The 26,542-nt window shown below is 72.4% G+C and carries 17 protein-coding genes and 1 pseudogene; 7 read left to right on the plus strand and 11 right to left on the minus strand.

The genetic code is table 11. The features are described 5' to 3' along the window. Positions 1 to 182: 182 nt before the first annotated feature. Genes ACIQNU_RS22315 through ACIQNU_RS22335 form a run of 5 tightly spaced genes read right to left on the minus strand, consistent with a single transcriptional unit; the run spans position 183 to position 8,028 of the window. Positions 183 to 788, minus strand: a complete 606-nt coding sequence (locus ACIQNU_RS22315) for a GTP-binding protein (protein ID WP_401369082.1) — start codon at positions 786 to 788, stop codon at positions 183 to 185. Next, positions 769 to 4,404: a hydantoinase B/oxoprolinase family protein gene (locus ACIQNU_RS22320; RefSeq protein ID WP_401369084.1), complete on the minus strand. Its 3,636-nt coding sequence runs from the start codon at positions 4,402 to 4,404 to the stop codon at positions 769 to 771. The genes ACIQNU_RS22315 and ACIQNU_RS22320 overlap by 20 nt, the downstream gene beginning before the upstream one ends. A 25-nt stretch (positions 4,405 to 4,429) precedes the next feature. Beyond that, positions 4,430 to 4,825 carry a DUF742 domain-containing protein gene (locus tag ACIQNU_RS22325; RefSeq protein ID WP_389895746.1) on the minus strand — a complete coding sequence of 132 codons (396 nt, stop codon included), beginning with the start codon at positions 4,823 to 4,825 and terminating at the stop codon, positions 4,430 to 4,432. A gap of 9 nt (positions 4,826 to 4,834) precedes the next feature. Further along, positions 4,835 to 5,290 carry a roadblock/LC7 domain-containing protein gene (locus ACIQNU_RS22330; RefSeq protein ID WP_401369087.1) on the minus strand — a complete coding sequence of 152 codons (456 nt, stop codon included), beginning with the start codon at positions 5,288 to 5,290 and terminating at the stop codon, positions 4,835 to 4,837. Further along, complete coding sequence (locus ACIQNU_RS22335; RefSeq protein WP_401369089.1) at positions 5,287 to 8,028, minus strand: nitrate- and nitrite sensing domain-containing protein; 2,742 nt, start codon at positions 8,026 to 8,028, stop codon at positions 5,287 to 5,289. The genes ACIQNU_RS22330 and ACIQNU_RS22335 overlap by 4 nt, the downstream gene beginning before the upstream one ends. Positions 8,029 to 8,464: 436 nt before the next feature. On the opposite strand from ACIQNU_RS22335, the pseudogene ACIQNU_RS22340 reads away from it, so the two are divergent. Further along, positions 8,465 to 8,968 (plus strand): annotated as a pseudogene (locus tag ACIQNU_RS22340) (hypothetical protein); the annotation flags it as partial. Positions 8,969 to 9,386: 418 nt separating this feature from the next. On the opposite strand, the gene ACIQNU_RS22345 reads toward ACIQNU_RS22340, so the two are convergent. Continuing rightward, the gene (locus ACIQNU_RS22345; protein WP_401369092.1) at positions 9,387 to 9,707 is read right to left on the minus strand and encodes a bifunctional 3-phenylpropionate/cinnamic acid dioxygenase ferredoxin subunit; all 321 of its coding nucleotides are present in this window, start codon (positions 9,705 to 9,707) and stop codon (positions 9,387 to 9,389) included. Positions 9,708 to 9,939: 232 nt separating this feature from the next. Between ACIQNU_RS22345 and ACIQNU_RS22350 the strand changes: the two genes are divergently transcribed. The 4 genes from ACIQNU_RS22350 (at position 9,940) to ACIQNU_RS22365 (ending at position 15,869) form a co-directional block, all read left to right on the plus strand. Continuing rightward, positions 9,940 to 10,683, plus strand: a complete 744-nt coding sequence (locus ACIQNU_RS22350; protein ID WP_401369898.1) for an IclR family transcriptional regulator — start codon at positions 9,940 to 9,942, stop codon at positions 10,681 to 10,683. Between the two features lie 224 nt (positions 10,684 to 10,907). Then, positions 10,908 to 13,406: an FAD-dependent oxidoreductase gene (locus ACIQNU_RS22355; protein WP_401369095.1), complete on the plus strand. Its 2,499-nt coding sequence runs from the start codon at positions 10,908 to 10,910 to the stop codon at positions 13,404 to 13,406. Between the two features lie 11 nt (positions 13,407 to 13,417). Then, positions 13,418 to 14,578, plus strand: a complete 1,161-nt coding sequence (gene solA, locus ACIQNU_RS22360) for an N-methyl-L-tryptophan oxidase (RefSeq protein ID WP_401369098.1) — start codon at positions 13,418 to 13,420, stop codon at positions 14,576 to 14,578. Positions 14,579 to 14,714: 136 nt separating this feature from the next. Continuing rightward, positions 14,715 to 15,869, plus strand: a complete 1,155-nt coding sequence (locus tag ACIQNU_RS22365; RefSeq protein WP_401369101.1) for an aromatic ring-hydroxylating dioxygenase subunit alpha — start codon at positions 14,715 to 14,717, stop codon at positions 15,867 to 15,869. Positions 15,870 to 15,874: 5 nt separating this feature from the next. On the opposite strand, the gene ACIQNU_RS22370 is transcribed toward ACIQNU_RS22365, so the two are convergent. The 5 genes from ACIQNU_RS22370 to ACIQNU_RS22390 all read right to left on the minus strand — a co-directional run bounded on the left by ACIQNU_RS22370 (position 15,875) and on the right by ACIQNU_RS22390 (position 24,175). Next, complete coding sequence (locus ACIQNU_RS22370) at positions 15,875 to 20,680, minus strand: hypothetical protein (protein ID WP_401369104.1); 4,806 nt, start codon at positions 20,678 to 20,680, stop codon at positions 15,875 to 15,877. A gap of 93 nt (positions 20,681 to 20,773) precedes the next feature. Beyond that, complete coding sequence (locus ACIQNU_RS22375; protein ID WP_401369107.1) at positions 20,774 to 21,667, minus strand: hypothetical protein; 894 nt, start codon at positions 21,665 to 21,667, stop codon at positions 20,774 to 20,776. Continuing rightward, positions 21,664 to 21,810, minus strand: a complete 147-nt coding sequence (locus ACIQNU_RS22380) for a hypothetical protein (protein ID WP_401369110.1) — start codon at positions 21,808 to 21,810, stop codon at positions 21,664 to 21,666. The genes ACIQNU_RS22375 and ACIQNU_RS22380 overlap by 4 nt, the downstream gene beginning before the upstream one ends. Continuing rightward, complete coding sequence (locus ACIQNU_RS22385) at positions 21,807 to 23,333, minus strand: hypothetical protein (RefSeq protein ID WP_401369112.1); 1,527 nt, start codon at positions 23,331 to 23,333, stop codon at positions 21,807 to 21,809. The genes ACIQNU_RS22380 and ACIQNU_RS22385 overlap by 4 nt, the downstream gene beginning before the upstream one ends. A 137-nt stretch (positions 23,334 to 23,470) precedes the next feature. Beyond that, positions 23,471 to 24,175 (minus strand): GntR family transcriptional regulator, encoded by a 705-nt coding sequence (locus ACIQNU_RS22390; protein ID WP_401369115.1) that lies wholly within the window; start codon positions 24,173 to 24,175, stop codon positions 23,471 to 23,473. A gap of 190 nt (positions 24,176 to 24,365) precedes the next feature. Here ACIQNU_RS22390 and ACIQNU_RS22395 point away from each other — a divergent pair, with 190 nt between their 5' ends. Beyond that, complete coding sequence (locus ACIQNU_RS22395; protein WP_401369117.1) at positions 24,366 to 25,685, plus strand: MFS transporter; 1,320 nt, start codon at positions 24,366 to 24,368, stop codon at positions 25,683 to 25,685. Further along, the gene (locus ACIQNU_RS22400) at positions 25,682 to 26,524 is read left to right on the plus strand and encodes a putative hydro-lyase (protein ID WP_401369120.1); all 843 of its coding nucleotides are present in this window, start codon (positions 25,682 to 25,684) and stop codon (positions 26,522 to 26,524) included. Before ACIQNU_RS22395 ends, ACIQNU_RS22400 begins: the two co-directional genes overlap by 4 nt. Positions 26,525 to 26,542: the final 18 nt, after the last annotated feature.

The raw sequence follows: 26,542 nt of genomic DNA on the forward strand, positions 1-26,542 counted from the left end.
AGTGAGTCGGCGAGGCCGGGAACCGCGTCAGGGGTCGCCCCGGCGGCCGTTCAGCACGCGCGCGTGGAACCCGCCCGTGCGGCACGCGCGCGAGGGCCTGCGGCCCGTACCCCGGTCGATGGGGGTGCGGGCCGTGGGTCAGGGGTCGGAGGTCGGGGGCTCGAAAGCCGTGGATCGCGCCGTCAGGGGGCGGCCGGTTGCCGGGCCGCGGCCACGCGCGCCATGGCGTGCTCGACCACGTCGATGAGGACTTCCTTGACCGACTCCCGGTCGCGCGCGTCGCACAGCACCACCGGGACCCGTTCGTCGATGTCGAGGGCTCGCCGGACCGAGTCCACGGGATACCGGCGCGCGCCTTCGAAGCAGTTGACGCCGACGACGAAGGGTATGGATCTGCGCTCGAAGTAGTCGACCGCCGCGAAGCAGTCCTCCAGGCGGCGGGTGTCCGCCAGGACGACCGCGCCGAGCGCGCCGGTCGCCAGCTCGTCCCACAGGAACCAGAAGCGGTCCTGTCCGGGCGTGCCGAACAGATAGAGCACCAGGTCCTCGCGGAGCGTGATGCGGCCGAAGTCCATCGCCACCGTGGTGGTGTGCTTGCCCTCGACGCCTTTGGTGTCGTCGACCGGACGGCCGGTCTCGCTGAGCATCTCCTCGGTGCGCAACGGCTTGATCTCACTGACCGCGCCGACAAGGGTCGTCTTGCCCACGCCGAAGCCGCCGGCCACGAGGATCTTGAGCGTGACGGGCTCCACAGGGGCCTTGCCGCGCTCAGTACGCCCCAAGATCATCGCTCTCTTCTCCTGCCTCACTGGTGTCACGCGCCGGCGGACCGTATCCGCCGCCGCCAGGGGTTTCGATCACGAGTACGTCATCAAGGCCGACGTCCGCCGCGTCACTGCCGCCCATCCGCAGGACCGTGCCGTCGGCGCGCTCCACCCGGTTCGCGCCCAGCGCTCCCGGCTCCCCGCCCGCGAGACCGTAGGGCGCGACCTCGCGGTGCTGGGACAGCGTGGACACGGTCATGGGTTCACGGAATCGGATGCGCCGCACGGCGCCGTCCCCGCCGTGCCACCGCCCGGCCCCGCCACTGCCGTGCCGCACGGTGAACTCTTCCAGCAGGACCGGCAGTCGCCACTCCAGGACCTCGGGGTCCGTGAGACGCGAATTGGTCATATGGGTCTGTACGACGGATGCGCCGTGGAAGCCGTCTCCCGCGCCGGACCCCGAGGCCACCGTCTCGTAGTACTGGTACCGGTCGTTGCCGAAGGTGACGTTGTTCATGGTGCCTGAGCCCTCCGCCTGCACCCGCAGGGTCCTGTACAGGGCGCCGGTGATGGCCTGGGACGTCTCCACATTGCCGGCGACGACGGCGGCGGGCGGCTCGGGAGCCAGGAAACTGCCGCGCGGGACGACGATCCGCAGCGGGCGCAGACAGCCGTCGTTGAGCGGGATGTCGTCGGCGACGAGGGTGCGGAACACATACAGGACGGCCGCGTTGACGACGGCGAAGGGCGCGTTGAAGTTGGTCGCCAGCTGCGGTGACGTGCCGGTGAAGTCGACGGTCGCGCTGCGGGCGGCACGGTCCACGGTGACACGGACCCGGATGACGGCACCGGAGTCGGTCCGATAACTGAACTCGCCGTCCTCAAGGGTGTCGATGACGCGCCGTACTGCTTCCTCGGCGTTGTCCTGGACGTGCTTCATGTACGCCTGGACGACATCGAGCCCGAAGTGGTCGATCATCCGGGCGACTTCGTCGACGCCTTTCTGGTTGGCGGCGATCTGGGCGCGCAGATCGGCCAGGTTGGTACGCGGGTTGCGGGACGGATACGGCTGCGCGGTGAGCAGGTCAAGAGTCTCGGCCTCGCGGAACCGGCCGTTCTCGGCCAGGAGCCAGTTGTCGAAGAGGATGCCCTCCTCGTCGATGGTGTGGCTGTCGGCGGGCATGGACCCGGGGGCGATGCCGCCGATCTCGGCATGGTGGCCGCGCGAGGCGACGTAGAAGAGGATCCGCTCCCCCGCCGTGTCGAACACCGGTGTGATGACGGTGACGTCGGGCAGATGGGTGCCGCCGTGGTACGGGTCGTTGACCGCGTAGGTGTCGCCGGGGCGCATGGCGGCGCGGCGGCGGATGACCTCTTTGACGCTGGTGCCCATGGAGCCGAGGTGGACGGGGATGTGCGGGGCGTTCGCGACGAGGCTGCCGTCCGGGTCGAAGAGGGCGCAGGAGAAGTCGAGGCGTTCCTTGATGTTGACGGACTGGGCCGTGGACTCCAGGCGGGCGCCCATCTGTTCGGCGATGGACATGAAGAGGTTGTTGAAGACCTCCAGGAGCACCGGATCGGCTTCGGCCGTCGCCGCGGAACTTCCCGGCGCCGTCGCCCGTTCCATGATCAGGTGGCCGTCGGGGCGCAGGGCCGCCCGCCAGCCGTCGTCCACGACCGTCGTGGCGCCGGCCTCGGTGACGATGGCGGGGCCGGTGACGGTCTCGCCGGGCGGGAGCTGCGCCCGCCTCAGCAGGGGGACGTCGCGCCAGGCGCCGCCCATGTGGAGGCGCACGGTCGGGCGTGTCCCGGGGGCGGTGGTGTCGCCGGTGGGCGTGTCGCGGGCGGAGAGTGCGGAGAGATCGGGGGGTTCGGTGAGGCCGGTGGCTTCCACGGAGAGGGATTCGACGACCAGGGGCCGGTCGAGGGTGAAGGAGTACGTGGCGCGATGACGGTCCTCGAAGGTGCGGGTCATCGTGTCGGGTTCGGTGAGTTCGACGGTCAGGGCGGTGTCGGTGCCGTCGTAGCGGAGCTGGGCGCGGCGGGTGACCCGGATGCGCTCGGGTGGCACGTCCTCGGTGAGGAGTTCGGTGCGGGCCGCGCTCTCCAGGTCGTCGGCGGTCTTGCGGACCCGGGGCATCGTGTCGGATCCCAGCGGGGCCTCGACGGACTGTTCACGCATGGCGGTCGTGTCGGCGAGGCCGATACCGAGGGCGGAGAGCACACCGGCCATCGGCGGCACGAGTACGGTGCGGATACCGAGCGAGTCGGCGACCTGGCACGCGTGCTGACCGCCCGCCCCGCCGAAGGTGGTCAGGGCATAGCGCGTGACGTCGTGCCCCTTCTGGACGGAGATCCGTTTGACCGCGTTGGCGATGTTGGCGACGGCGATCTGGAGATAGCCCTCGGCGACCTGCTCGGGCGTGCGGTCGTCACCTGTGCGTTCCCGGATGTCACGGGCCAGCGCGGCGAAACGGTCGCGGACGAGCGCCTCGTCGAGCGGCTGGTCCCCGCCGGGCCCGAAGACGTGCGGGAAGTGGTCGGGCTGGATGCGGCCGAGTGCCACATTGGCGTCGGTGACGGTGAGGGGTCCGCCGGCGCGATAGCAGGCGGGCCCCGGGTCGGCGCCCGCGGAGTCGGGGCCGACGCGGTAGCGGCTGCCGTCGAAGTGGAGCACGGACCCGCCGCCGGCGGCCACGGTGTGGATGTCGAGCATCGGGGCGCGCAGCCGGACCCCGGCGATCCGTGCGGTGAAGACCCGTTCGTACTCGCCGGCGAAGTGCGACACATCGGTGGAGGTGCCGCCCATGTCGAAGCCGATGACCCGGTCGAAGCCGGCGAGCTGCGACATCCGTGCCATGCCGACGATGCCGCCGGCGGGCCCGGAGAGGACGGCGTCCTTCCCGCGGAACTGTCCGGCTTCGGCGAGACCGCCGTTGGACTGCATGAACATCAGCCGCACGCCGTGGAGTTGGTCCGCGACCTGCCGGACATAGCGGCGCAGGACGGGCGAGAGATACGCGTCGACGACGGCCGTGTCACCGCGCGGTACGAGCTTCATGAGGGGGCTGACCTCGCTGGAGAGCGAGATCTGCGGGAAGCCGACGCGGGCGGCGAGTTCGCCGATCCGCCGTTCGTGGTCGGGGTGCAGATGGCTGTGCAGACAGACGACGGCCAGGGCGCGGATCCCGTCGTCGTACGCATGGCGTAAGGGGCCTTCGAGGGCGTCCAGGTCGGGTGGGCGCAGTACCTCGCCGTCGGCGGTGACGCGCTCGTCGACCTCGATGACCCGTTCGTGGAGCAGGCTCGGCAGGACGATCTCGCGGGCGAAGATGTCCGGCCGGTTCTGATAGGCGATGCGCAGGGCATCGCGGAAGCCCCGGGTGATGACGAGGGCGGTGCGCTCGCCCTTGCGTTCCAGGAGGGCGTTGGTGGCGACGGTGGTGCCCATGCGGACGGCGTCGATCGTCGGGTCCGGCTGCCCGGAGAGGAGTTCCCGGATCCCCGCGACGGCGGCGTCGGCGTACCGGGACGGCTGCTCGGAGAGGAGTTTGTGCGTCAGCAGCCGGCCGTCGGGCCGCCGCGCGACGATGTCGGTGAAGGTGCCGCCTCGGTCGACCCAGAACTGCCAGCCCGTCACGTCGTTCTCCCCGCTTTCGCGCTGCTCAGAGCGCCCGGAGGCCGTTGATCACGTCGCGCAGGATACTCTCGTCCGGCAGTTCGGCCGGGGGTACCGGACGTGTCACATGGACCAGTTCCTCGTCCACGAGGTCGCCTATGAGGACGCGTACCACGCCGATCGGGAGGTCGAGTTCGGCGGAGAGTTCCGCGACGGACTGGGGCGTGTCGCGACAGAGTTCGACGATGTCGACATGCTCGGGGGACAGGCTCTGGTCGGCCTCGGGATCGTCCGCGTGCCGCTCGGTGACGACCAGCGCGATCAGGTCGAGGCGGTGCTGGGCGGCGCTCGTGGTGCGACCGCGTGTCATGGCGTACGGACGTACCACCGGTCCTGCGTCGTCGTCGAACCAGTGGGGGGTCCCGAAACCGTCTCCGCTCATGTCATCCCACTACCCTCCCGCGGGCAGATCGGTACGTGGCGCGGCGGCCAAATGCACACCGACCCTCTTGACCAGCAGCGTCATCTCGTAGGCGACCTGGCCGACGTCGGAGTCCGCGTCGGACAGGACGGCGAGACAGCTTCCGTCGCCCGCGGCCGTGACGAAGAGGAAGGCGTCGTCGAGTTCCGCGACGGTCTGGCGGACGCTGCCCGCGTCGAAGTGGCGGCCGACGCCCTTGGCCAGGCTGTGGAAGCCGGACGCGACGGCGGCGAGGTGCTCGCTGTCCTCACGGGTCAGCCCCTGCGACACCCCGGTGGGCAGGCCGTCCCCGGAGAGGACGAGCGCCTTGCGGATGCTGGCGACACGCTCCACCAGGTCGTCCAGGAGCCAGTTCAGATCGGCGGTCGTGCCGGTCGTGGCCGTCGCCCCGGTCGTCGTGTGGCCGGTGGACTTCGGTGCGGTCATCGACCGTCCCCCTCAGATGTCGTTCGCTGTGCGGTGCCGTCCTGGGCGTCGTCGCCCACGGCGTTCTCCTCGCGGCCACGCCGCCAGCCGCGCTGGAGCGAGGCCATCCGGCTGCGCACCTCGTCGGCGTCCCGGTCCTCCGGGCCCTGCCGTGCCGCCTCGCGTTCGGTGCGGCGCGCGGGGCCCTCCATGAGCTGGGGTGCGAGGTTTGCCTGCCGTACGCGGCGGGGCAGGGCGTCGCTGTCCGCGTCGTCGCCGGATGCGTCGCCTGCGCGGGTCCCGGTGCCATTGCGTGCGGGCGGGTCGTTGAAGCGGCGCCGCCGGGGCAGGTCCGGTACGCCGGATTCCGCGCGGCCGTCGGCGCGGTCGCGGTCGCGGTCGCGGTCGCGTTCCAGGGAAACGGCCGGTTCGCGGTCGTCGCCCGTGGGGTCCGCGACGGGGCGGCCGTGTGAGCTGACGAGCTTGGGCGCGCGGCGGCGCGGCAGCGGCACGGGCCCGTCGGGCGTGTCCGCGCCGTCCGGGCGTGAGTGCTGGTCGGGTGTCTCGTGCGCGTCGGGCGTCTGCTGGTGCTGTTCGCGCGGGACGGCGGACACCGAGCGGCGGGGCCGGAACAGGCCACCGCGCTCGCCGTCGTCGTCGCCGGGAGCGCCCGGGAAGGCGTCGAGGTCGTCCACGGGGCCGATCGCCGCCTCCAGTTCCACAGGTCCGTCGAGGACGGACGCGGGCAGACCCGGCAGTGTGACCGGCGTCTGGGTGAGCGTCGCCGCCCGGTCGGTGTCCGCGCCGCCGAAGTCCCCGGCCTCGACGAGGGCACGGTCGACGCGCAGGCCCGTGCCGTCCGTGTCGGAGGCGTCGGTGAGCAGGGCGTCGGGGATGAAGACGACCGCGGTCGTGCCTCCGTACGGGGACGGCTGGAGGGAGACACGGACGTTCTGCCGCTGGGCGAGGCGGCTGACGACGAACAGGCCGAGCCGGTCGGTGTCGGACAGTTCGAACTCGGGTGTCTCGGCGAGCCGCAGATTGGCGTCGAGGAGGGCGTCGGCGGCCATGCCGAGGCCGCGGTCGTGGATCTCCAGCGTGAAGCCGTTGGCGACGCGCTCGCCGTGCACCTGGACGGCCGTGTGCGGCGGTGAGAACACCGTGGCGTTCTCCAGGAGTTCGGCGACCAGGTGGGTGATGTCGGCGACGGCCGGTCCTGTGATGGCGAGCCGGGGCAGCCGCCGTACCTCGATGCGTTCGTAGTCCTCGACCTCGGCGACCGACGCGCGTACGACGTCCATGAGCTGGACGGGTTTGCGCCACTGTCGTGAGGGGGCGGCGCCCGAGAGGATGACCAGGCCCTCCGCGTGGCGGCGCATCCGGGTCGTGAGGTGGTCGAGGCGGAAGAGGTCGGCGAGTTCGTCGGTGTCCTCGGTGCGGCGTTCCATGCTGTCGAGGAGCGTGAGCTGCTTGTGCAGGAGCACCTGGCTGCGGCGGGCGAGGTTGACGAACACCTCGGAGACGCCCTGGCGCAGCTCGGCCTGCTTGACGGTGGCCTCGACGGCCGCCCGCTGGAGGGTGTTGAGCGCCTGGCCGACCTGCCCGATCTCGTCCTTGCCGTAGTCGAGCCGGGGCGACTCGGTCTCGACGTCGACCTGTTCACCCGCGGCGAGTCGGCGCATCACACCAGGCAGGCGCACACCGGACGCCTCGTGCGCCTCCAGTCGCATCCTGCGCAGGTCGCGGATGAGGCCGCGGCCCACGCGGACCGACAGGACCAGGGAGACGAGGAGCGCGATCAGGCCGAGTACGCCGGCGACGACCGCGCGCACGATGACGCCCACGGCGATGGGGTGGACGCGGTCCTGGTAGTGGTCGCTCGCAGCGGTGTTGAGGTCACCGAGGCCGTTGAGCACCTGGCTCGTGGCACTGCTCCAGTCGCCCGCGTCGAGACCGCTGGTGGGGCCAGGTGCGGCGTCTCCGACCGCCGCTTCCGCGACGCGCAGGGGCGTGGTGTCGGCGCTCTTCCAGTAGCGCTCGAAACGTTCCCGCTCGTCGTCGGGGAGCATCGCCAGATTGACCTCGTACAGGAGGTTTCGCTGCGCGACGAGATCAGAGATGCCGCGGATCTCGTCCCTGGTCAGGCGGCTCACGACGAGGGCCGATCCGTACAGCGCGTCCTCACGGGAGAGGAGTTCACGCGCGCGGGAGAGGCCGACGAGGGCGCGGCCCTGCTTGTCCATCTCCGCGTTGTCGAGGCCCTGGAGGGTGAGGAGGAAGGCGTAGCACGGGTCGACCAGACGGTTGTAGAGGTCGAGGGCCGTGGCGCGGGTGACTGTGCCGTCCTCGACGGTGCGGCGCAGCGCGTAGATGCCGTCGAGCGCGTCGAGCAGGGAGGTGAGGTGGCTGCGCGATTCGGTGTCCATCTCGCCGCGGAGTCCGGAGTCCTCGGCGGCGGACCGGATCTTCGCCACGAGTGCGTCGGTCCGCGTACGGGTGTCCCTCAGGTCGGACAGGGCGTCCGAGCCGCGCGGGTCGGCGAGGTAGGCGAGGGACTCGCGGCGTTCCTGCTGGATGGTGCGGACGGTGTCCTCGACGGGGTATCCGATCCGGTCGACGACCCGGGCCACACTGAGGAGCCGGTACGCCTGCTGTCCTGTGAGCACCGTGGCGAAGCCCCACAGCGCCGTCAGCGAGACCAGGGGCACGAGTAGCAGTGCCACGATCTTCCGGCGGATCGACTTCCCGCGAAAGCGCATGGCCTCCCCCAGATCGACCCCCCGCCGCCGGGGGCGCAACGTGCGTCTTCTTCCAAGGTGCGTCAACAAACGCGGCGAGCCTACTACTGACGTGGGAACAACTCGAAGACGCGTCCGGACGCTTTTGAGCCGGGAGGGGCAGGAGACGTCAGGAGTTGTCCACCCATTGGGGGAGATTGCCTCCCGCCGTCGGACCGGGTTCCGACGGCCTGATCTGTCCCCCTGAGGCCACCGGTTGGCCGAAACTGTTCGGCGGGCGGGAATCTTCCGGCCTGCTCGTTCGTCCTTCGTACGGGAGTTGGGCGCGGAATGCGGTCACATGAGCCGCATGCCGCTTCCAGGTGGCGTAAAGCAGAGCAAGCCGGGCAACCACAGTGAGTCGGTTCCGACGGCACCCCGGCGGATGGTCTGCTGAACGGTGGGGAGTGACGGGTTGATGGGCACGGCAGAGCGGCATGAGCTGACCGGGTGGGACACCGGGCGCGGACGGCCGGGCGCGGGCGGCAGGGCGGGCCGGGAGGACGGTGCGGCGCGCGAGGGTTCGGTGAGCGGGGGTGCGATGAGCGGGGGTGCGGTGCAGTACAAGCCGTTGTGGATCGAGGAGCCCGCGACCCGCTTCCGGATGCCGGATCCGGTGCGGACGGCGGCGGTGCGGGCGGTGATCATCGTGGCGGTCACCCTGATCCAGGCGATGACGGCGTTCCTGTGCACGCTGGCCGGGTCCTGGCTGGCGTTCCCGATGGTGATCAGCAGTGTGGCGAGCACCGTCGTCGCCACCTGGGGCGTCCTCGACGTCTGGGTGACCCGACAGGTGTGGCGCCAGCGCAACGGTGTGATCTCGGTCCCCGCGAGCACGGCCCGCGCCCTGCGCCGCGAGCGCCGCCGCGCCCGCAAGCAGGCGCGGCGGGCGGAACGGGAGCGGGGGCGGGGGCGAGGGCGGGAGGCCGGACGAATACCGGAGAGCCGGCGTGTGCCGGAGAGTCGGGCGCGGGAGAGCGGGACCGGCGGCGAGGTGGGCCAGGAGACCGGGGCGAGCGGAGGCGAGCGGGAGAGCGGGGGGCTACGGGAAGCCGGGGCGCTCAGGGACGGCGGCGGGGCGCGGCAGTTGTCGCACTCTTGAGGGAGGCGTAACCAAGGGGCCGCGGGGAGGGACCGACGACCGACGGTCGTCGGGTGGCCTCGGTGGCTGAGCGGGGTGCGGTGGTACGGGGCACCGGTCCAGGGAGGTAAGCGCCGGGGGTAGCCCGAGCCCGGTCGTCCGACACCCGACACCCGGCACCCGACCCGCCGGATTCCGCATGGCCGGGCCCCTCCAGCTATGGGAGCAGCAGCGGCCCTATGGGACGCCCCCCTCACTCCTACGCCGCCGTGCCCTCCTGTGCTGCCGGATGGACATGGATCACTCCGTCGTCGACGGTCACCCGGTGGGTGCGGACGGGGCGCCGGGCCGGGAGGCAGAGGGGTTGGCCGGTACGCAGGTCGAATGAGGCGGCGTGCAGCGGGCATTCGACCACACAGCCCTCCAGCCAGCCGTCGGACAGGGACGCGTCCTGGTGGGTGCAGGTGTCGTCGATCGCGTACAACTCGCCGTCGGCGTGGAACACGGCGATGGGTGGTGTGGTGTCGACACGGACGGATTCGCCCGTGGGGAGGTCTTCGAGGCGGCAAACGGGAATCACGGGCCCCCCTCTGATCCAGGGCAGGTCGATAGCATGACGTTTCACATGGCGCACGAGGGAGCGCTGTCCGCAACAGAATCCGATCGGTGCGCCCGCCGCGTCAAGGGCTCCCCGAAGACGCGGCCGGAACGGGCCGCCAGGTGGTGAGAGTTGAGCTATGACCCCTCCGAAGAAACAGGCCGGGCCGACCGCGGGACCCGGGGACGGGCAGCCGAAGGGCGCGGCGGGCGCCGTGCAGTCGGTGGACCGTGCGGTCAGCGTCCTGGAGATACTCGCCCGGCACGGCGAGGCCGGTGTCACGGAGGTCGCGGACGAGCTGGATGTGCACAAGTCGACCGCGTTCCGGCTGCTCGGCGTGCTGGAGAACCGGGGTCTTGTCGGGCAGGCCAAGGACCGGGGCAAGTACTACCTGGGCGCCGGGATCCTGCGGCTCGCGGGGTCGGCGGCCGTGCGGTTGGACATCTCCCAGGAGGGCGTGCCGGTCTGCCGCGAACTCGCCGACGAACTCGGTGAGACGGTCAACATCGCGGTCCTTGACGACGATGCGGCGGTCAACATCATGCAGGCGCGCGGTTCGGCCGCCGTCACCGCGCAGAACTGGCTCGGCCGACGCACCCCGCTGCACGCCACGTCCAGCGGAAAGGTACTGCTCGCGCATCTCCCGCCGACGTTGCGCGAGGGGCTGCTCGCCCGGACGCTGCCGCGGTACACGGACCGTACGGTGACCGGAACGGGGGCGCTGCGCGGCGAGTTGGACGCCGTGGTCGAGCAGGGGTACGCGGTCGCGCTGGAGGAGTTCGAGGTGGGCCTGACGGCGGTCGCGGCACCGGTGCGCGCGCACGACGGGAAGGTGATCGGGGCCATCAGCGTCTCGGGCCCGGTGTACCGGCTCGCGGACGAGAGGCTGCCGGTGCTGGCCAAACGCACGGTGGCGGCGGGCGCGGAGCTGTCGCGGCGGATGGGGTACGGATTCTGACCGGATCCGGCTGCTGTCACGGCGGGATCCGGCTGCTGTTCTCCGCCGGAAGCCTGCTGCCGTTTCCCACCGGTTCCGGTTGCCTTGTGTCCGGCTCGTTTCGGGGCGTCGGCGCGTTTTGCCCAGGCTTAACCCGCACCCCTTGACGACCCGTTGACGGCGTTCTCACTATGTCTCTGATAGCGCAACCCAACTTGCACTGCGCAACAGCAGAGGAGTCGGTCGTGCACTATGTAAGTCAGGGAGGTCATGGGGGTCCCGGGGGCCCCGCGGGTCGGCGGGTCGTCATCATCGGGGCCGGCATCGTCGGCTGCTGTCTCGCCGAGGAGCTGACCGGGCGCGGCTGGACCGACGTGACCGTGCTGGATCAGGGACCGTTGTCCGCTCCGGGCGGCTCCACCTCGCACGCGCCGGGGCTGGTCTTCCGGACGAACCCGTCCAGGACGCTCACCGCCTTCGCCCGGCACACCGTGGAGACGTTCTCCGCCCTGGAGATGGACGGACTCCCCTGCTTCCAGCGGGTCGGCGGACTGGAACTCGCCACCACTCCGGAGCGCTGGGCCGATCTGCACCGCAGGGCCGGGCTCGCCACGTCCTGGGGCGTACGCGGCGAACTGGTCGACGCCGCGCGCTGCAAGGAACTCTGGCCCCTCGTCGACGCGTCCGCCGTGCTCGGCGGCTTCCATACCCCGGACGACGGACTGGCCCGCGCCCTGCCCGCGTCGCACGCGCTGCGCGAGCGGGCCGAACGGCGCGGCGCACGGTTCCTCTACCGGCACACCGTCACCGGTATCGCACGCGAGGGCCGCCGGGTCGGCGCCGTCGTCACCGACCGGGGCACCTTCCCGGCCGATCACGTCGTGTCGGCCGCCGGGTTCTGGGGCCCGGTGATCGGGCGGATGGTCGGGGTGGACGTACCGCTGCTGCCGCTCGCCCACCAGTACGCGAAGACCGGCCCGCTCCCCGAACTCACTGCCACCCCCGACGCTCCCCCACCCATCCTCCGCTTCCAGGACCGCGACCTCTACTTCCGTGCGCACGGAGACCGCCTCGGTATCGGCTCGTATGCGCACCGGCCGCTGCCTGTCGACCCGTTCGCCGTCCTCGCTTACGACGAGGCACGCCGGAGCGGGCGGGCGATGCCGTCCTCGTATCCCTTCACGGAGGAGGACTGGGCGCCGAGTTGGCGGGACTGTCAGTGGCTGATGCCCGCGTTGCGCGGGCGGCGGATCGAGGAGGGGTTCAACGGCGTGTTCTCGTTCACGCCCGACGGCATGCCCGTCATCGGCGAGTCCCGGGCGCTGCGCGGGTTCTGGCTGGCGGAGGCGGTCTGGGTGACGCACTCCGCGGGCGTCGCCAAGGCGGTCGCGGAGTGGATGGTCGACGGACGGCCTTCGCTCGACGTCCACGAGTGCGATCTGACCCGGTTCGAGGACGTCCAGCGCTCGCCCGCCTATGTCCACGACCGGGGAGCCCAGCAGTTCGTGGAGGTGTACGACGTACTGCACCCGTCGCAGCCCCCGGAACAGCCGCGCCCCTTGCGGGTGAGCCCCTTCCACGCCCGGCAGCGGGAGTTGGGGGCGTACTTCCTTGAGGGTGGCGGCTGGGAGCGCCCGCACTGGTACGAGGCCAACGCCCCGCTCGCCGAAGGTCTCGGCCTCCCCGCGCGGGACGCCTGGTCAGCCCGGTACTGGTCACCGATCGCGGCGGCAGAGGCGCGCGCGACCCGCGAGAAGGTCGCCCTCTACGACATGACACCGCTGCGCCGGCTGGAGGTCACGGGCCCCGGCGCCCTGGACTTCCTCCAGTGGATGACCAGCAACAACCTCGCCAAGAAGCCTGGCGCGGTCACGTACACACTGCTCCTCGACGAGGCCGGAGGGATCTGTTCCGATCTGACTGTGGCGCGGCTCGGCGAGGAGCGGTTCCAGATCGGCGCCAACTCGCCCGCCGACCTCGACCGGCTGTTGCGGTACGCGCCCGCCGGCGTCCAGGTCCGGGACATCACCTCCGGCACCTGCTGCGTCGGCGTGTGGGGCCCGCTCGCCCGCGACCTGGTGCAGCCGCTCACCCACGACGACTTCTCGCACGAGGGCTTCGGCTACTTCCGCGCCAAGGAGACCTACATCGGGCATGTCCCGGTCACCGCGCTACGGCTGTCGTACGTGGGTGAGCTGGGCTGGGAGCTGTACACGACGGCCGATCTGGGGCTTCGGCTCTGGGACACGCTGTGGGAGGCGGGGCAGCGGCTCGGGGTCGTCGCGGCCGGACGGTCCGCGTTCAACAGCCTGCGCCTGGAGAAGGGCTACCGCGCCTGGGGCCAGGACATGACGGCCGAGGACACCCCGTACGAGGCGGGGCTCGGCTTCGCCGTCCGCATGGACCGGGGCGACTTCATCGGCCGCGCGGCCCTGGCCGCCCTCGCCCCCACCCCCACACCCACACCCACACCCACACCCACCCGCAAACTCACCCCCCTCCTCCTCGACGACCCGTCAGCCATCGTGCTCGGCAAGGAGCCCGTACACGTCGACGGCACCCCCTCGGGTTACGTGACAAGCGCGGCGTACGGCTACACGCTGGGCCGCTGTGTCGCGTACGCCTGGCTGCCGCCCTTGGCGACCGGGACCGGCGTGCATGTCGAGTACTTCGGCGAGAAGGTGGCGGCCACGGTCGCCGACGAACCGCTGTTCGACCCGAAAATGACCCGCATCCGCTGCTAGGAGGAGCCCTGGTGTCCCCGACGTACGACGTGATCGTGATCGGCCTCGGCGGCATGGGCAGTGCCGCCGCGCACCATCTCTCCGCGCGCGGGGCCCGCGTCCTCGGCCTGGAGAAGTTCGGCCCGGTCCACAGCAAGGGCTCCAGCCACGGGGGTTCGCGGATCACCCGGCAGTCGTACTTCGAAGACCCGGCGTACGTCCCCCTGCTGCTGCGCGCGTACGAGCTGTACGAGCAGGTGGAGCGGGACACCGGACGCGAGGTGGCCACGCTGTGCGGCGGGGTGATGGTGGGGCGCCCCGAGTCGCGGACCGTCGCCGGATCGCTGCTCTCGGCCCGCCGATGGGACCTGCCGCACGAACTGCTCGACGCCCCCGAGATCCGCCGCCGTTTCCCGACGCTGACGCCCCGGGACGACGAAGTGGCGCTGTACGAGGCGCGCGCGGGGCTGCTCAGGCCCGAGAACACCGTGGCGGCGCACCTTCAACTGGCCACACGTCAGGGCGCCGACCTGCACTTCCAGGAGCCGGTGACGCACTGGACGCCGTATCGCGACGGGGTGCGCGTGCACACGCCCGACGACACCTACACGGCCGGCCAGTTGGTGATCTGCCCCGGCGCGTGGGCGCCCCGGCTGCTGGCCGACCTCGGGGTGCCGATCACGATCGAGCGGCAGGTCATGTACTGGTTCCAGCCGGCCGGAGGCACCGCGCCCTTCGTGCCGGAGCGACATCCGATCTACATCTGGGAGGACGCGGACGGGGTGCAGGTGTACGGGTTCCCGGCGATCGACGGACCTGATCTCGGCGCGAAGGTGGCCTTCTTCCGCAAGGGCGGAGCCGTCTGCACCCCGGAGACCATCGACCGGACCGTGCACGACGACGAGGTCGCCGCGATGGCCGCCGCCATGTCCGGCCGGATCCCGTCGCTCCCCGGCACCTTCCTCAAGGCCGCCACCTGCATGTACTCGAACACTCCCGACGAACACTTCGTGATCGCCCGGCACCCCGCGCATCCCGGGTCCGTGACCGTCGCCTGCGGGTTCTCGGGGCACGGGTTCAAGTTCGTGCCCGTCGTCGGGGAGATCGCGGCCGATCTCGCCCTGGACGGCTCCACCCGGCACCCCATCGACCTGTTCGACCCGCAGCGATGCGCTCCGTTGGAACCGCGGTAGGTCCGCCGCGCTAGATCTGCCGGGCAGGTCCGCCGCGGGCCGTCCGTGGCTGGCCGCGCAGTCCCCCGCGCCCCTCGCGGGCCGCGACACCGCAACCCGACTTCGACACGTCCGCCGTCCGCCTAGGAGTCCCCACGTGACCACCCCTCCCGCCTCCACCGGAGCCCCGAGCCTCATCGCCACCCTCCCCGGCCGGTGGTACACGGACCCGGAGATCTTCCGCCAGGAACAGGAACAGATCTTCGAATCCGGCTGGTTCTGCGCCGTACGCTCCGCCGATCTCGCCAAGCCGGGCGCCTACCGGACGGTTCAGGTCGGCCGCGAGAGCGTCCTCGTGACCCGTGACCGCGCCGGTGAACTGCGGGCCTTCCTCAACGTCTGCCGGCACCGGGGCGCCCGGCTCTGCGTCGCCGAGTCCGGCGAGGTCCGCCGCACCCTCCAATGCCCGTACCACGCATGGACGTACGGTCTGGACGGCCGGCTCGTCGCGGCGCCCCACCTGGTGCGGATGCCGGACGTCGACCGCGTCGCCTACGGGCTGATCGGCGTGGAGCTGCGGGAGTGGCTGGGCTATGCCTGGGTGTGTCTCGCGGACGAACCGCCGTCGTTCGATGAAACGGTGCAAGGCGCGGCCGTCGAACGCCTGGGCGACGCCGCGTCCGTCGAACGCTACCGCGCGCAGGATCTCGCGCTCGGCAGGCGCGTCACCTATGACGTACGGGCGAACTGGAAGCTGATCGTCGAGAACTTCATGGAGTGCTACCACTGCGCGACGATCCACCCCGAACTCACCGAGGTGCTGCCGGAGTTCGCGGACGGTTATGCGGCGCAGTACTACGTGGGCCACGGCGCCGAGTTCGCGGCCGGGGTGGAGGGTTTCACCGTGGACGGCAGCGCGGGTTTCGGGAAGCTGCCGGAGGTCACGGACGACCAGGACCGGCGCTACTACGCGATCACCGTGAAGCCGACGGTGTTCGTCAACCTCGTACCCGACCATGTGATCGTGCACCGGATGTTCCCGCTCGCGGCCGACCGTACGGTGGTCGAGTGCGACTGGCTGTACGCGCGCGAGGTCGTCGCGTCCGGCGCCGATCTGTCGAAGTCCGTGGAGCTGTTCCACCGGGTCAACGAGCAGGACTTCGCGGCCTGTGAGCGCACCCAGCCCGCGATGTCGTCCCGCGCCTACCGCCACGGCGGGGTGCTCGTCCCCAGCGAGCACCACATCGGCGCCTTCCACACCTGGGTGGTCCGGGCGCTCGGGGACGCCGCCGCACGGACGGCCTCGCCGTAACGTCGTCAGGCGGTCGCGGCCGGCCGCTTGTACATCCGGGTCGCGGTGATCTCGCCGTGCACCGTCTCCTCGTCCGGGGCCTGCTGCGGGAGCCCCGGGCGCAGGTGCTCCTCGACGCTGATGTACTTCAGCCCCGCGCGCAGGTCGGCGTCATTGCGCAACCGGATGACCAGCGGGAACTCGGCGAGCGCCGTCGTGTCGAACAGCCCGGTCGTGTACAGGAGCTGCACCCCGAGCGCGTCCGACACGGCCCGCTGAAGCTCCAGCAGATACGTGGCGTTGGCGCGGCCGATCGGATTGTCGAGGAACAGGGTGCCCGCGTGGCGGTGCTTGTCGCGGCCCCGGTCGTTCGACCGCAGGGCGGCCATCGTGCAGTACAGGGCGATGGCGGCGGTGAGGAGCTGGCCGCCGGAGAACACGTCGCCCATCTGTCCGACGGGGACCCGCTCGGCGCGCAGGACGGCGTCCGGCTTCAGGATCTCGACGGAGATCCCGCGCGGCTGGAGCGCGGCGGCGACCCCGCGCAGCAGCAGCGACATGCCGTCGCGCCGCATGTCGGAGTTCTTGCGCACGGCCGCGCGCGTGGCCTCGTCCACGACCTCGCCGAGCCGTTCGGTCAGGGTCGCCTGGTCGGGCTCCTCGAACCGGATCCGCAGGAACTCCTGCCCCGACCACTCGCCGAGCCCTTCCGGCAGCCGTGACAGCCGCTGGGCGGACCGGAGCGTGGCCAGCGCGGATTCGACGAGGCCGCGCAGCCGGTCCACGATCGAACCGCGGTTGCGCTCCAGCTGCGCCAACTCGTCGGTCAGCACCCGCAGTCGGGGCGCGAAGGCGTCGGCCCACTTCTGCGCGTGCTCCGGCAGGGCGGACGCGGGCAGCTCGCGGATCTGCTGGCGGGCGGGGGTGCGGACCTGCTCGTACCGGGTGGCGTTGGCGTGCCGGACGAGCACGTCGCTCGCCTCGCGCACGGACGCCTCGGCGGCGGACAGGTCGGCGGCGCAGCCGCGCAGCGAGCGCCGGGTCTCGGCGGCGGCACGCCGGGCCTCCTCCAGGCCGCCGGGGTACGGCTCGGGGGCCTGGGCGCCCGCCGCGGCCTCGGCGTCCTGGTGGTCGCGGAGCAGGTCCCGCAACAGGGCCGCCGTCTCGTCGAAGCCGCCGGCGCCGTCCTCGGCCGCGCGGTGCGCCTGGAGGAGATGCGCGTGCGCGTCGCGTGCCGCGCCCAGCGCCTCGGTGCGCGCGGCCAGTTCACCGGTCGCGGTGCGCAGCAGCGCCTGGGCGTGCTCGACGTCCTTGGGGAGGGCGTCATCGGGCAGTTCGGTGTGGGCCTCGCCGTCCTCGGGCGCGTGCCGCTCGGCCTCGCCGCGCAGCCGGCCGAGCTGCTCGCTGGCGGTCGACACCCGGGTCTCCAGGAGCTGCATCAGCTCCTCCGCGCGCGCGGCTGCCGCCTGCCGCGAGGGCCCGTCGGCGCCGTCCGGGGACTCCAGGAGCTGGGCGGCGCGCGTACGCACCTTGTTGCTGAGCCGGTCCATTTCGGCGACCGCCGCGCTCTCGTCGCTCTCGGCCCGCGCCTGCTCGGCCCTCAGATCGGCGCCGACGCCGACCTTCTCGTACAGCTGCGACGCGGCGCGGTACGCCTCGCGGAGCGCGGGCAGCGACGGACGCGGTGCCGGAGCGGGCGCCTCCGCTGTGTCGCCGGGTGTGCCGTGGGTCTCCGGTACGTCGTCGGGCGCGCCCGCGATCTCGGCGCGCTCGGCGCGCAGGGTACGGGCGGTACGGCGGGCGTCGTCCGCCGCGCGCTGGGCGGCGCGGCGGTCCTCGTCGGCCGCGCGGGCGCGGTCCAGGCAGGACTGGGCGCGGGCCTCCGACTCGACGGCCTCGTCGGCGAGTTCCCGCAGTCGCACCTGCCAGCCGGCTCGCTCGCGCAGCCGGAACGCGAGCCCGGCGAGCGCGTCGGCCGCGCGCCGCGCGCGCTGGGCGGCGTCCTGCCGCTCCTCGCGCACCCGCGCGGCCTCGGCGGCGACCTCGTCGGCCTCCACGCGCGCGGTCCGCGCCTCCACCAGCTCGGCCTCGGCGGCTTCCGCGAAGGCGTGCGCCTCGCGCGCGGTGGTGACGAGTTCGGTGAGCCGTCCCGCCGGGCAGCCGCCGCGCCAGGAGGCCAGGCGCGCCGCCAGCTCCCGGTCCTTGGCGAGCCGGGCGGCGAGCGCGCGGATGTCCTCGTCGCGCTCGGTCGCGCGCGTGCGCAGCGCCTGCCGCTCCTCGTCGGCGGCGTGCTCGTCGTGCATGGCCGGGTTCGGCGGTACGAGGAACACCTCGCCCCTGCCTTCGCCCGTCCCCGGTGCCGGGGTGGGGGCGAGCAGGGCGGCGGCCGTGCCCACGGCGACGGCGGAGCGCGGCAGCAGCGCGGCGTTGCCGAGGCTCTCGCGGGCGCGCGCGTGCGAGTCGGGGTCGGTGATGATCACGCCGTCGACCAGTTCGGGCCTGGCGGCGAGCACGCGCGCGTGGTCGGTGGGGTCGACGGCCTGGGCGAGGTAGCGCCAGCCGGGCAGGGCGGGGATGCCGTGCTCCCCCAGGTACTCGACGGTGGCCAGGACATCGGGTCCCGGGGGCAGGAGTCCGCCGTCGCCGAGCGCGCCGAGGATCCGGGAGTCGTCGGCGGCTGCGGTGCGCAGCTCGAACAACTGCCGTTCGGCGGCGGTGACTCCGTCGTCCAGGAGGCGCTTGAGGTCGTCGGCGGCCCGGTCGAGTTCTTCGGGGGTGAGGGGGCCGTCGGAAGGGGTTCGGTCGTCCGGGGCGGCGGTGGGGCGGTGGGGGCGGGTGGCCCCTTCGGCGTCCGGGCGGTCGGTCCCGGGGTCGACGCGGGGCTGCGGCACACCGGAGTCACCCCGAGCACCGGCGTCCCCCCGAGCACCCGTGTCCGCCCGGACACGAGCGTCCGCCCGAGCGCCGGAGTCCGCCTGCGCCGACGCCCCCGGCAGGTTGAGCAGTTCCGCGAGGCGCTCCTCGCGCGCGAGGGACGCGGCGGTGTGCACCTCGCCCTCGTACGCCCGCTGTGCGGCGCTCGCCGCGTCGGCCGCGCGCGCGGCTGTCAGTTCGGCGCGGGCCTCGGTGGCGGCGGTCTCGCGGGCGCGTTCGGCGGCGCGGTGGGACGCCTCGCGCGCGGTGTCCCAGGCGGCGACGGCGGACTTCTCCGCGTCGCTGGCGGCGAGCGCGGCCCGCGCCGGGTCGGCGTCGGGTGCGGCGTCGTCGAGCCAGCCCGCGCGGACTGCCTCGGCGGTCTCCTGCTCGACCTCGGTGAGGCGCTGGCGCAGATGCCCGGCCTCGCTGCGGGCGCGCTGGGCCTCGGTGGCGGCGGCCGTGGCGTCCCGGTGGGCGGCCTCCCCGGCCTCCTGGAGGGTCGCGGAGCGCTCCTCGCCCTCGTTCGCGAGCCCTTCGGCATCGCCGGCGGCGGCCTGGAGGGCGCGGACGAGATCGGCGGCGGCCTTGGCGCGGGCGGCGAGCGCGGGGGCCGCGTCGCGCTCGGCCTCGCGGATGGCGACGGCCACGCGCGCGGAGCGGTCGGCGGCGGCCCGGTGCCGCAGCACGGCTTCGGCGGCCTGCCACGCCGCGTACAGGGTGCGGGCGTCGGCCAACTCCCGTTTCTGCGCGGCGGCGGCCTTCTCGGCGCCCGCGAGCGCCAGGGACGCGTGCCGGTACGCCAGTTCGGCGGCGATCAGGGCGGTGTGGCCGCGGTCCTGCTCGGCCCGGGTGACGGTGTGCGCGGCGGCCGTGACCTGCTGGGCGAGGTCGGCGGCGCGGTGGCGCTCCTCGCCGCCCCGGGCGGACAGCCGGCGGGCGAGGGTGCGGGTGCGGCGCTCCGCGGCGCCGTGGATGTCCCGCGCGCGGGAGCGTGCGTCGGCGGCGTCGACGATGCGGCCCAGGAGGTCGACGGAGCCCGCGGTGAAGTCGCGTTCGGCGATGAGTTCGGCGCGGCGGCCCAGCTTGTTGCCGAATCCGCCGACCAGGTCGGCGAGTCCGTCGGTGTCGCGCGTGTCGGTGACCGCCCGTAGCAGCAGGTCGGTGAAGTCGGAGTCCTTCTTGACGGCGAAGAGTCCGGCGGCCTCACCCTCGTCGGCGTTCATCTCGCGCTGGTAGCGGAAGAGTTCGGGGTCGAGTCCGAGGTCGCCGAGGTGTTCGGTCCACCGCTCGTGGATCTCCTCCCAGTGCACGTCGAGGTGCGGGTACGCCTTGCCGGCGTCGGTGAGGGCGTCCCGGAAGCCCTTCATGGTCCGGCGGCGGCCCTGCGCACCGGAGGCGCCCTCGACCGGCGGGCGTACGGCGGTGGACTCGGCGACGGGGAGGTTGTCGAGGCTGAGCCCGGGTCCGGGGCGGAACGAGTACCAGGCCTCGGCGAACTTCCGGGGGTCGTTGGAGACCTGGCGGCCCCGCCATTCGCTGACCTTGCCGACGACGACGCACTCGCCGGTCAGGGTGTGCTGCCACTCCAGGGCGACATGTCCGCAGTCGTCGGCGAGCAGGAACTTCCGCAGCACGCCCGAGCTGGCCCCGCCCAGGGTGTTGCGGTGACCGGGCAGCATCACGGAGAAGATCAGCTTGAGGAGGACGGACTTGCCGCCGCCGTTCTCCAAGAAGAGCACGCCCGCGGGGGCCGGGCGGCGGGGCGGTCCTACGGGCTCCTCCGCGAAGAACTCCGCCTGGGCGGGCGCGGGGTGGGGCACGGCGGTGCCCACGCCACGCAGGTCCAGCACGGTGTCGGCGTAGCGCGCACCGGCCGGCCCGATGGAGTAGAGGCGGACCCGGGACAGCTCGTACATGGCGGCGGACTCTCAGTCTTCGACAAGTCGTCGGTGTTCGAAGGCGGTCTTCGAAGGCCGTGTTCGACGGTGGTGGGGGTGGTGGGCCGGGGGTCAGGAGTGGAAGGGCAGTCCGGCGTCGGCCACCAGCTCCAGGTCGTCGGTGTCGTCGGCGGGCAGCAGCGTCGCCGTGCCGTCGGTCACCGGTACCACCCCCAGGTCGAGGAGTTCGGTCATGGCGGCGCTGCCCGCCATGTCGCGGACCTGCAACTGATAACGCGCGGTCGTCCGGTACGTACCGCCCGCGTCGTCGCCGGTGCGCTGGAGGAAGCCCGACTCGGTGAGGAAGGCGGCGGCCTTGCCGACGATTCCGGTGGTGGAACCGGCGAGTCGGCGGGCGTCCTTGGTGGCGCCGGTGGAGCTGCGCCGGGCCCAGATCCGCCAGGCCGCTTCGAGGCCGGGTGCGTCGGTCGCCGGGTCGGTGTTCTCGCCCTGCTCCTCGGCGCGCTCCTCCAGCCTGCGGCAGGCCTGGCGTACGAAGCCGTCGACGCCGTTGACCGTGACGCGGCCGATGTAGCCGTCGTCGGCGAGGTCCTCGGGTCTTGGGAACGCCAGGGCGGCCACGGCGAGATGGGCGAGCCCGTGCAGGAAGCGGTCGGTGGAGTCGGCGGACGCCCGCCGCGCGTAGTCCCCCATGCGGACGGCGAAGACGGAGTCCTCGGCGGCGGTGACGGCCATCCCCGCGCGCGGGGAGACCTCCAGGACGATCAGGCCGAGCCCGGTGGCGACGGCGTCGGCGAGCCGGGCGAACGGGGGGTCCTCGCGGTAGCGGCGCAGCAGCTCGGTGTACTCGGCGTCGCGGGCGGGCTGGAGCTTCGGCTGGAGGCCGAAGGCGACGAGCCGCGCGGCGTCGGCGGCGTCGGCCGGGGTGACGGGTGCCGGGGCCGCGGGCGCCTGCCGGTCGTCCGGCTCGCTCCACGCGGCGGTGTCTGCGTGGTCGTCGCTCACGGCTGCTGCTCCTTGGTCGTCGTCAGGTGTCGTCCGTACGCGATCATGTGCGCTCTGTCGTACGGCGTCATGTGCGCCCGGTCGTACGGGGTCGCGGGCGCCGCCCCGTGCGCGGTCAGGCGCGCTCCCTCTCCCGCGGTCATGCGGTCTCCGTCCGTCCGGCGGCCATCCCCGCCGCGTCGAGCAGGGCCTTGCCGACGATGAGGTCCGCGCCGCCGAATTCGGGGTCGTCCAGCTCGGTGCCGTCGTCGACGGCGAAGAGGAGATTCTGCTCGCCCTGGCGGTAGGCGGTGCCGACGGGCGGGCTGGCCGCGTGGACCGCCAGAAGGGCGACGAGATACGGCAGTTCGGGGTCGCCGCGGCGGGCCTCGGCGAGCAGTCCGGAGAGCCGGCGGGGCGCGTCGGCGGGCAGGTCGAGGAGTTCGGTGGCGCGGGCGAGCTGGTCCTCGCTGAACCGGCTGTCGTCGGGGGTGGCGATCAGGTCCGGCTCGGGCATCTCGGCGCCGAGGTGTTCCCGCTCCAGCGGGGGCGTCAGCAACAGGTCGACCAGGTCGCCGACCCGTACGGACACGGGGGTCCGCAGGCCCGTCCCGCGCGCGAAGAAGGCGTCCGTGACCCGGATCGCGCGCGCGACGGGGAGCGGCAGGAGCGGGGCGACGAGCTGTCCGTAGAGATCGAGGCCCGCGCGCGCGGAGGGTGCCGCGAACGCCTGCCGGTCCTGTTCGGCGCGGAACAGGGGGCCCGCTTCGAGGAGCCGGGACTGCAGTTGGGTGTGGCGGCGGATGCAGTCCTTGACGATGTCGACCAGTTCGGCCGCGCGGCGCTTGTGCTCGGGGTCCTCGGACTCGTCGCGGGCCTTGCGGATGTTGGTCAGGATCGCGTTCTCGTGGCGATAGCGGTCGGCGACATGGTCCAGGGCCTCGGTGATCATGTCGGGGACGGTGTGCAGCCAGTCCACCGCGCGGACATTGCGCCGGGTCGCGTCCAGGGCGCGGCGCAGGGTCTCGGAGTACTGCACCGTGCGGTAGCGGGCCTGTTCGGCGGCGAGTTGGGCGTCGGCGAGCCGACCGCGGCTGATCAGCACCTCCAGCTTGACCTCGGCGGCGATCTGCGCACTGGTCACATCGGTGTCGAGGGCGCCCACCAGGACGTTGACGGCTTCGTCGGTGGTCCGGAGATAGACCCCTCCGCCATAGCCGGGGACCTCTTCGATCAGCTTGAAGTCGTAGTCACGGCGGACATAGCTGCCGTCCGGTGCGAAGGTGCCGTACACCGCGCGGAAGCCCCGGTCGACGCTGCCGACGTTGATCAGGTTCTCCAGGACCCAGCGGGCGACGCGCTCGTGCTCCTCGCTCGGGCGGATCGGGGCCTGGGCGGCCACGCGTGGGATCAGCCGGGACACTATCTGCTCGTGGTCGGCGCCGGTGTCGAAGTCCATGTGGAGCGTGACCAGGTCGATGGCGGACAGGGCGACCTCCGCCATGCCGTACACCGAGTACTCGCCCGCGAGATTCGCCTTGCGTACGTCCAGGTCGTGCAGCGGGGCGGTGCAGGCGAGCGCGCGCAGCCGCCGCGCCAGTCCCTCGTCGGCGGCCGGGCCCAGGGCGGGCCGCGGCCCCGCGCTGAGCTGGGGCGGAGCTGAGTCCGTCGATGCAGGCGAAGTCACGCTGAACAGACTAGGTCCTCGGTCTGACAACGGTCGAAACGACGCAGAAGCGACCGCCGGGCGCCCGCCGCCGGAGCCCGCTGGCGGACGACCGAGGTCGCAGGCGGGGCGGGGCGGGGCGGATCAGTCAGGCGCCGTCACCCGTCCGTCTGCTCCGCGTCCGCGACGCGCTGCCCGTACACCTCGACCATCTGCCGTCGTGAGTCGTCCAGGTAGGTGGCGAGCAGCTGTTCGGCCTCGGCGCCCTCGCCGGCCTGAAGGGTCTCCAGGATGCGGTGGTTGCGGGCGAGGTAGGGCTCGTGCAGCGACTGCGGGTCGTCCACCACGTGGAAGGCGAGGCGCAGTTCGGCGAAGACGCTGCGCATGAGTTCGTCGGTGCGTTCGCTGCCGGCGAGGGCGACGAGTTCCCGGTGGAAGTGGATGTTGGCGGTCGACACGCCCTTCCAGTCGCCTTCGGACGCCGCTTCCCGGCCCTCCGCGACGGCGGCGGCGGGGCCGTCCACGGCGTACGGCGGCCGGCCGAGGCCCCGGACGACCGCGCACTGGACGAGCCTGCGGGTGCGGTAGATGTCCTCGACGTCCTCGATGCTCAGGATGCGGACGAACACGCCCCGGTTGAGCTGGTGTTCGAGGAGCCGTTCGTGGGTGAGCAGCCGGAACGCCTCGCGCAGGGTGTTGCGGGAGACGCCGAGGGCGCCGCCGATGCTGTCCTCGGAGAGCCGGGTCCCGGGCGGGAAGTACCCCTCGGCGATCCGGCTCCGGAGGATGTCGGCCACCCGCTCGGCGGTGCTGGTGCGGCCCAGGAGTGCGCGGTCGTCGGCGAGGCCGGTCAGTTCTGCCATGTCCGGAATTCAACCGCAGATACAAGAACGAAACAACATGGGTATTGAGGGATCGTTCAACGATCCTCTACCTTGGCGAAACGGCAAGTCCGCACGGCCCAGAACCTCCGCGCCACCCAGAACCTCCGCACGGCTCAGAACCTCCGCACCCTCCGTCCCCCAACCGCTCCGCGAGTACTGCGAGGTGCACATGAGCACGACTCCCCCGTCCGGGACCCTGAAGGCCGGCACCGGTCACGCCCCGGGTGAACCCGCCGGCGACGACGGCGCGTTCGGCTGGCTGCGCGCCCTCGGGCCGCGCGGCAGGCGCGCGTTCGCCGGTGCGTTCGGCGGCTATGCGCTGGACTCGTACGACTACTTCACGCTGCCGCTGAGCATGGTCGCGCTGGCGGCCTACTTCGGGCTGAGCAGCGGCCAGACCGGGCTGTTCACGACGGTCACGCTGGTGGTGTCCGCGATCGGCGGCGCGGTGGCGGGCGTCCTCGCGGACCGCATCGGCCGGGTCAAGGCCCTGATGATCACGGTGATCACCTACGCCGTGTTCACCGTGGCCTGCGGTTTCGCGCCCAACTACGAGACGCTGCTGGTCTTCCGCGCGCTCCAGGGTCTCGGCTTCGGCGGCGAGTGGGCCGTCGGCGCGATCCTGGTCGCCGAGTACGCGAGCGCCAAGCACCGCGGCCGGACGCTCGGCGCGATCCAGAGTTCCTGGGCGGTCGGCTGGGGGCTGGCCGCGATCGTGTACACGCTGGTGTTCCAACTCCTCGACGCGGACCTCGCCTGGCGCGTGATGTTCTGGACCGGCGCCCTGCCCGCGCTGCTCGTGATCTATGTGCGCCGCCATGTGCAGGACGCGCCCGGCGCGGCCCTGGAGCGGCAGAGCAGCCCGGAGAAGGGTTCGTTCGGGGCGATCTTCCGGCGGGGCACGGCGGCCCGGCCGGGGCTGCTGCGTACGACGTTCTTCGCGGTGCTGCTCTCCACCGGTGTGCAGGGCGGCTACTACACACTGGCCACCTGGGTGCCCACGTACCTCAAGTCGGAGCGCGGTCTCTCCGTCGTCGGTACGGGCGGCTATCTCACGTTCCTCATCTCGGGCGCGTTCCTCGGCTATCTGACGGGCGGCTACCTCACCGACAAGCTGGGCCGCAAACGGAACATCACCCTGTTCGCGTTCCTGTCCGCCGCCGCGATCCTCGCGTACACGAACATCCCCAGCGGCGCGAACACCGTGCTCCTGGTGCTCGGATTCCCGCTCGGCTTCTGCATGTCGGCGATCTTCAGCGGCTTCGGATCGTTCCTGAGCGAGCTGTATCCGGCCGCCGTACGCGGGACGGGTCAGGGCTTCACGTACAACACGGGCCGTGCGGTGGGTGCCATATTCCCCACGCTCGTGGGGTTCCTCGCCGACAGCTGGGGTGTCGGCGGGGCGCTGATCTTCGGCGCGCTGGGGTATGCCCTCGCCGTGCTCGCCCTGTTCGGACTGCCCGAGACCCGGGGGAGGGAGCTGCTGTGAACCGTACGAAGGAGCGAACCGTCCACGTGACAGACCTGAAGGGCGTCAACGGCGCCCACGCGCGCGAGTGGAGTCCCGCCGAGGCACGCGCGCGGTTCCGCGCGGGACTCACCGGGCCGACCGCCGGACACGCGGCGGGCCACACCCAGGCCAACCTGATCGCGGTACCGGCGGACTGGGCGTACGACATGCTGCTGTTCTGCCAGCGCAACCCGAAGGCGTGTCCCGTGCTGGACGTCACCGACGCCGGTGCGTGGACCACCCCCCTCGCGCGCGGTGCCGATCTGCGCACCGATCTGCCGGGGTACCGCATATGGCGCGACGGCACCCTGGTCGCCGAACCCACGGACGCCCGCGACCACTGGCGCGACGACCTGGTGTCGTTCCTCATCGGGTGCAGCTTCACCTTCGAGTGGGCGCTCGCCGGGGCGGGCGTCCCGCTGCGCCACATCGAGCAGGGCCGCAATGTGTCGATGTACGTCACCGACCGCCGCTGCCGGCCCGCGGGGCGGCTGCACGGGCCGATGGTCGTGTCGATGCGCCCGGTGCCGCCCGAGCACCTGTCGGCGGCGATCAGGGAGAGTGCGATGCTGCCCGCGGTGCACGGAAGCCCCGTGCACTGCGGGGACCCGGCCGGGCTCGGCATCGCGGATCTGAGGCGCCCCGACTTCGGGGACCCGGTGGCCGCCGAGCCCGGTGACATCCCGGTGTTCTGGGCGTGCGGGGTGACCCCGCAGGCGGTGGTCATGGCCTCCAGGCCACCGTTCGCGATCACGCACGCGCCGGGGCAGATGTTCATCACCGACGCCCGCGACGAGCAGTACCGCGTCGCGGCCTGACCGGGAAGGTGCCAGGGC

This window comes from Streptomyces sp. NPDC091292 (assembly GCF_044757265.1).
Classification (GTDB): domain Bacteria; phylum Actinomycetota; class Actinomycetes; order Streptomycetales; family Streptomycetaceae; genus Streptomyces.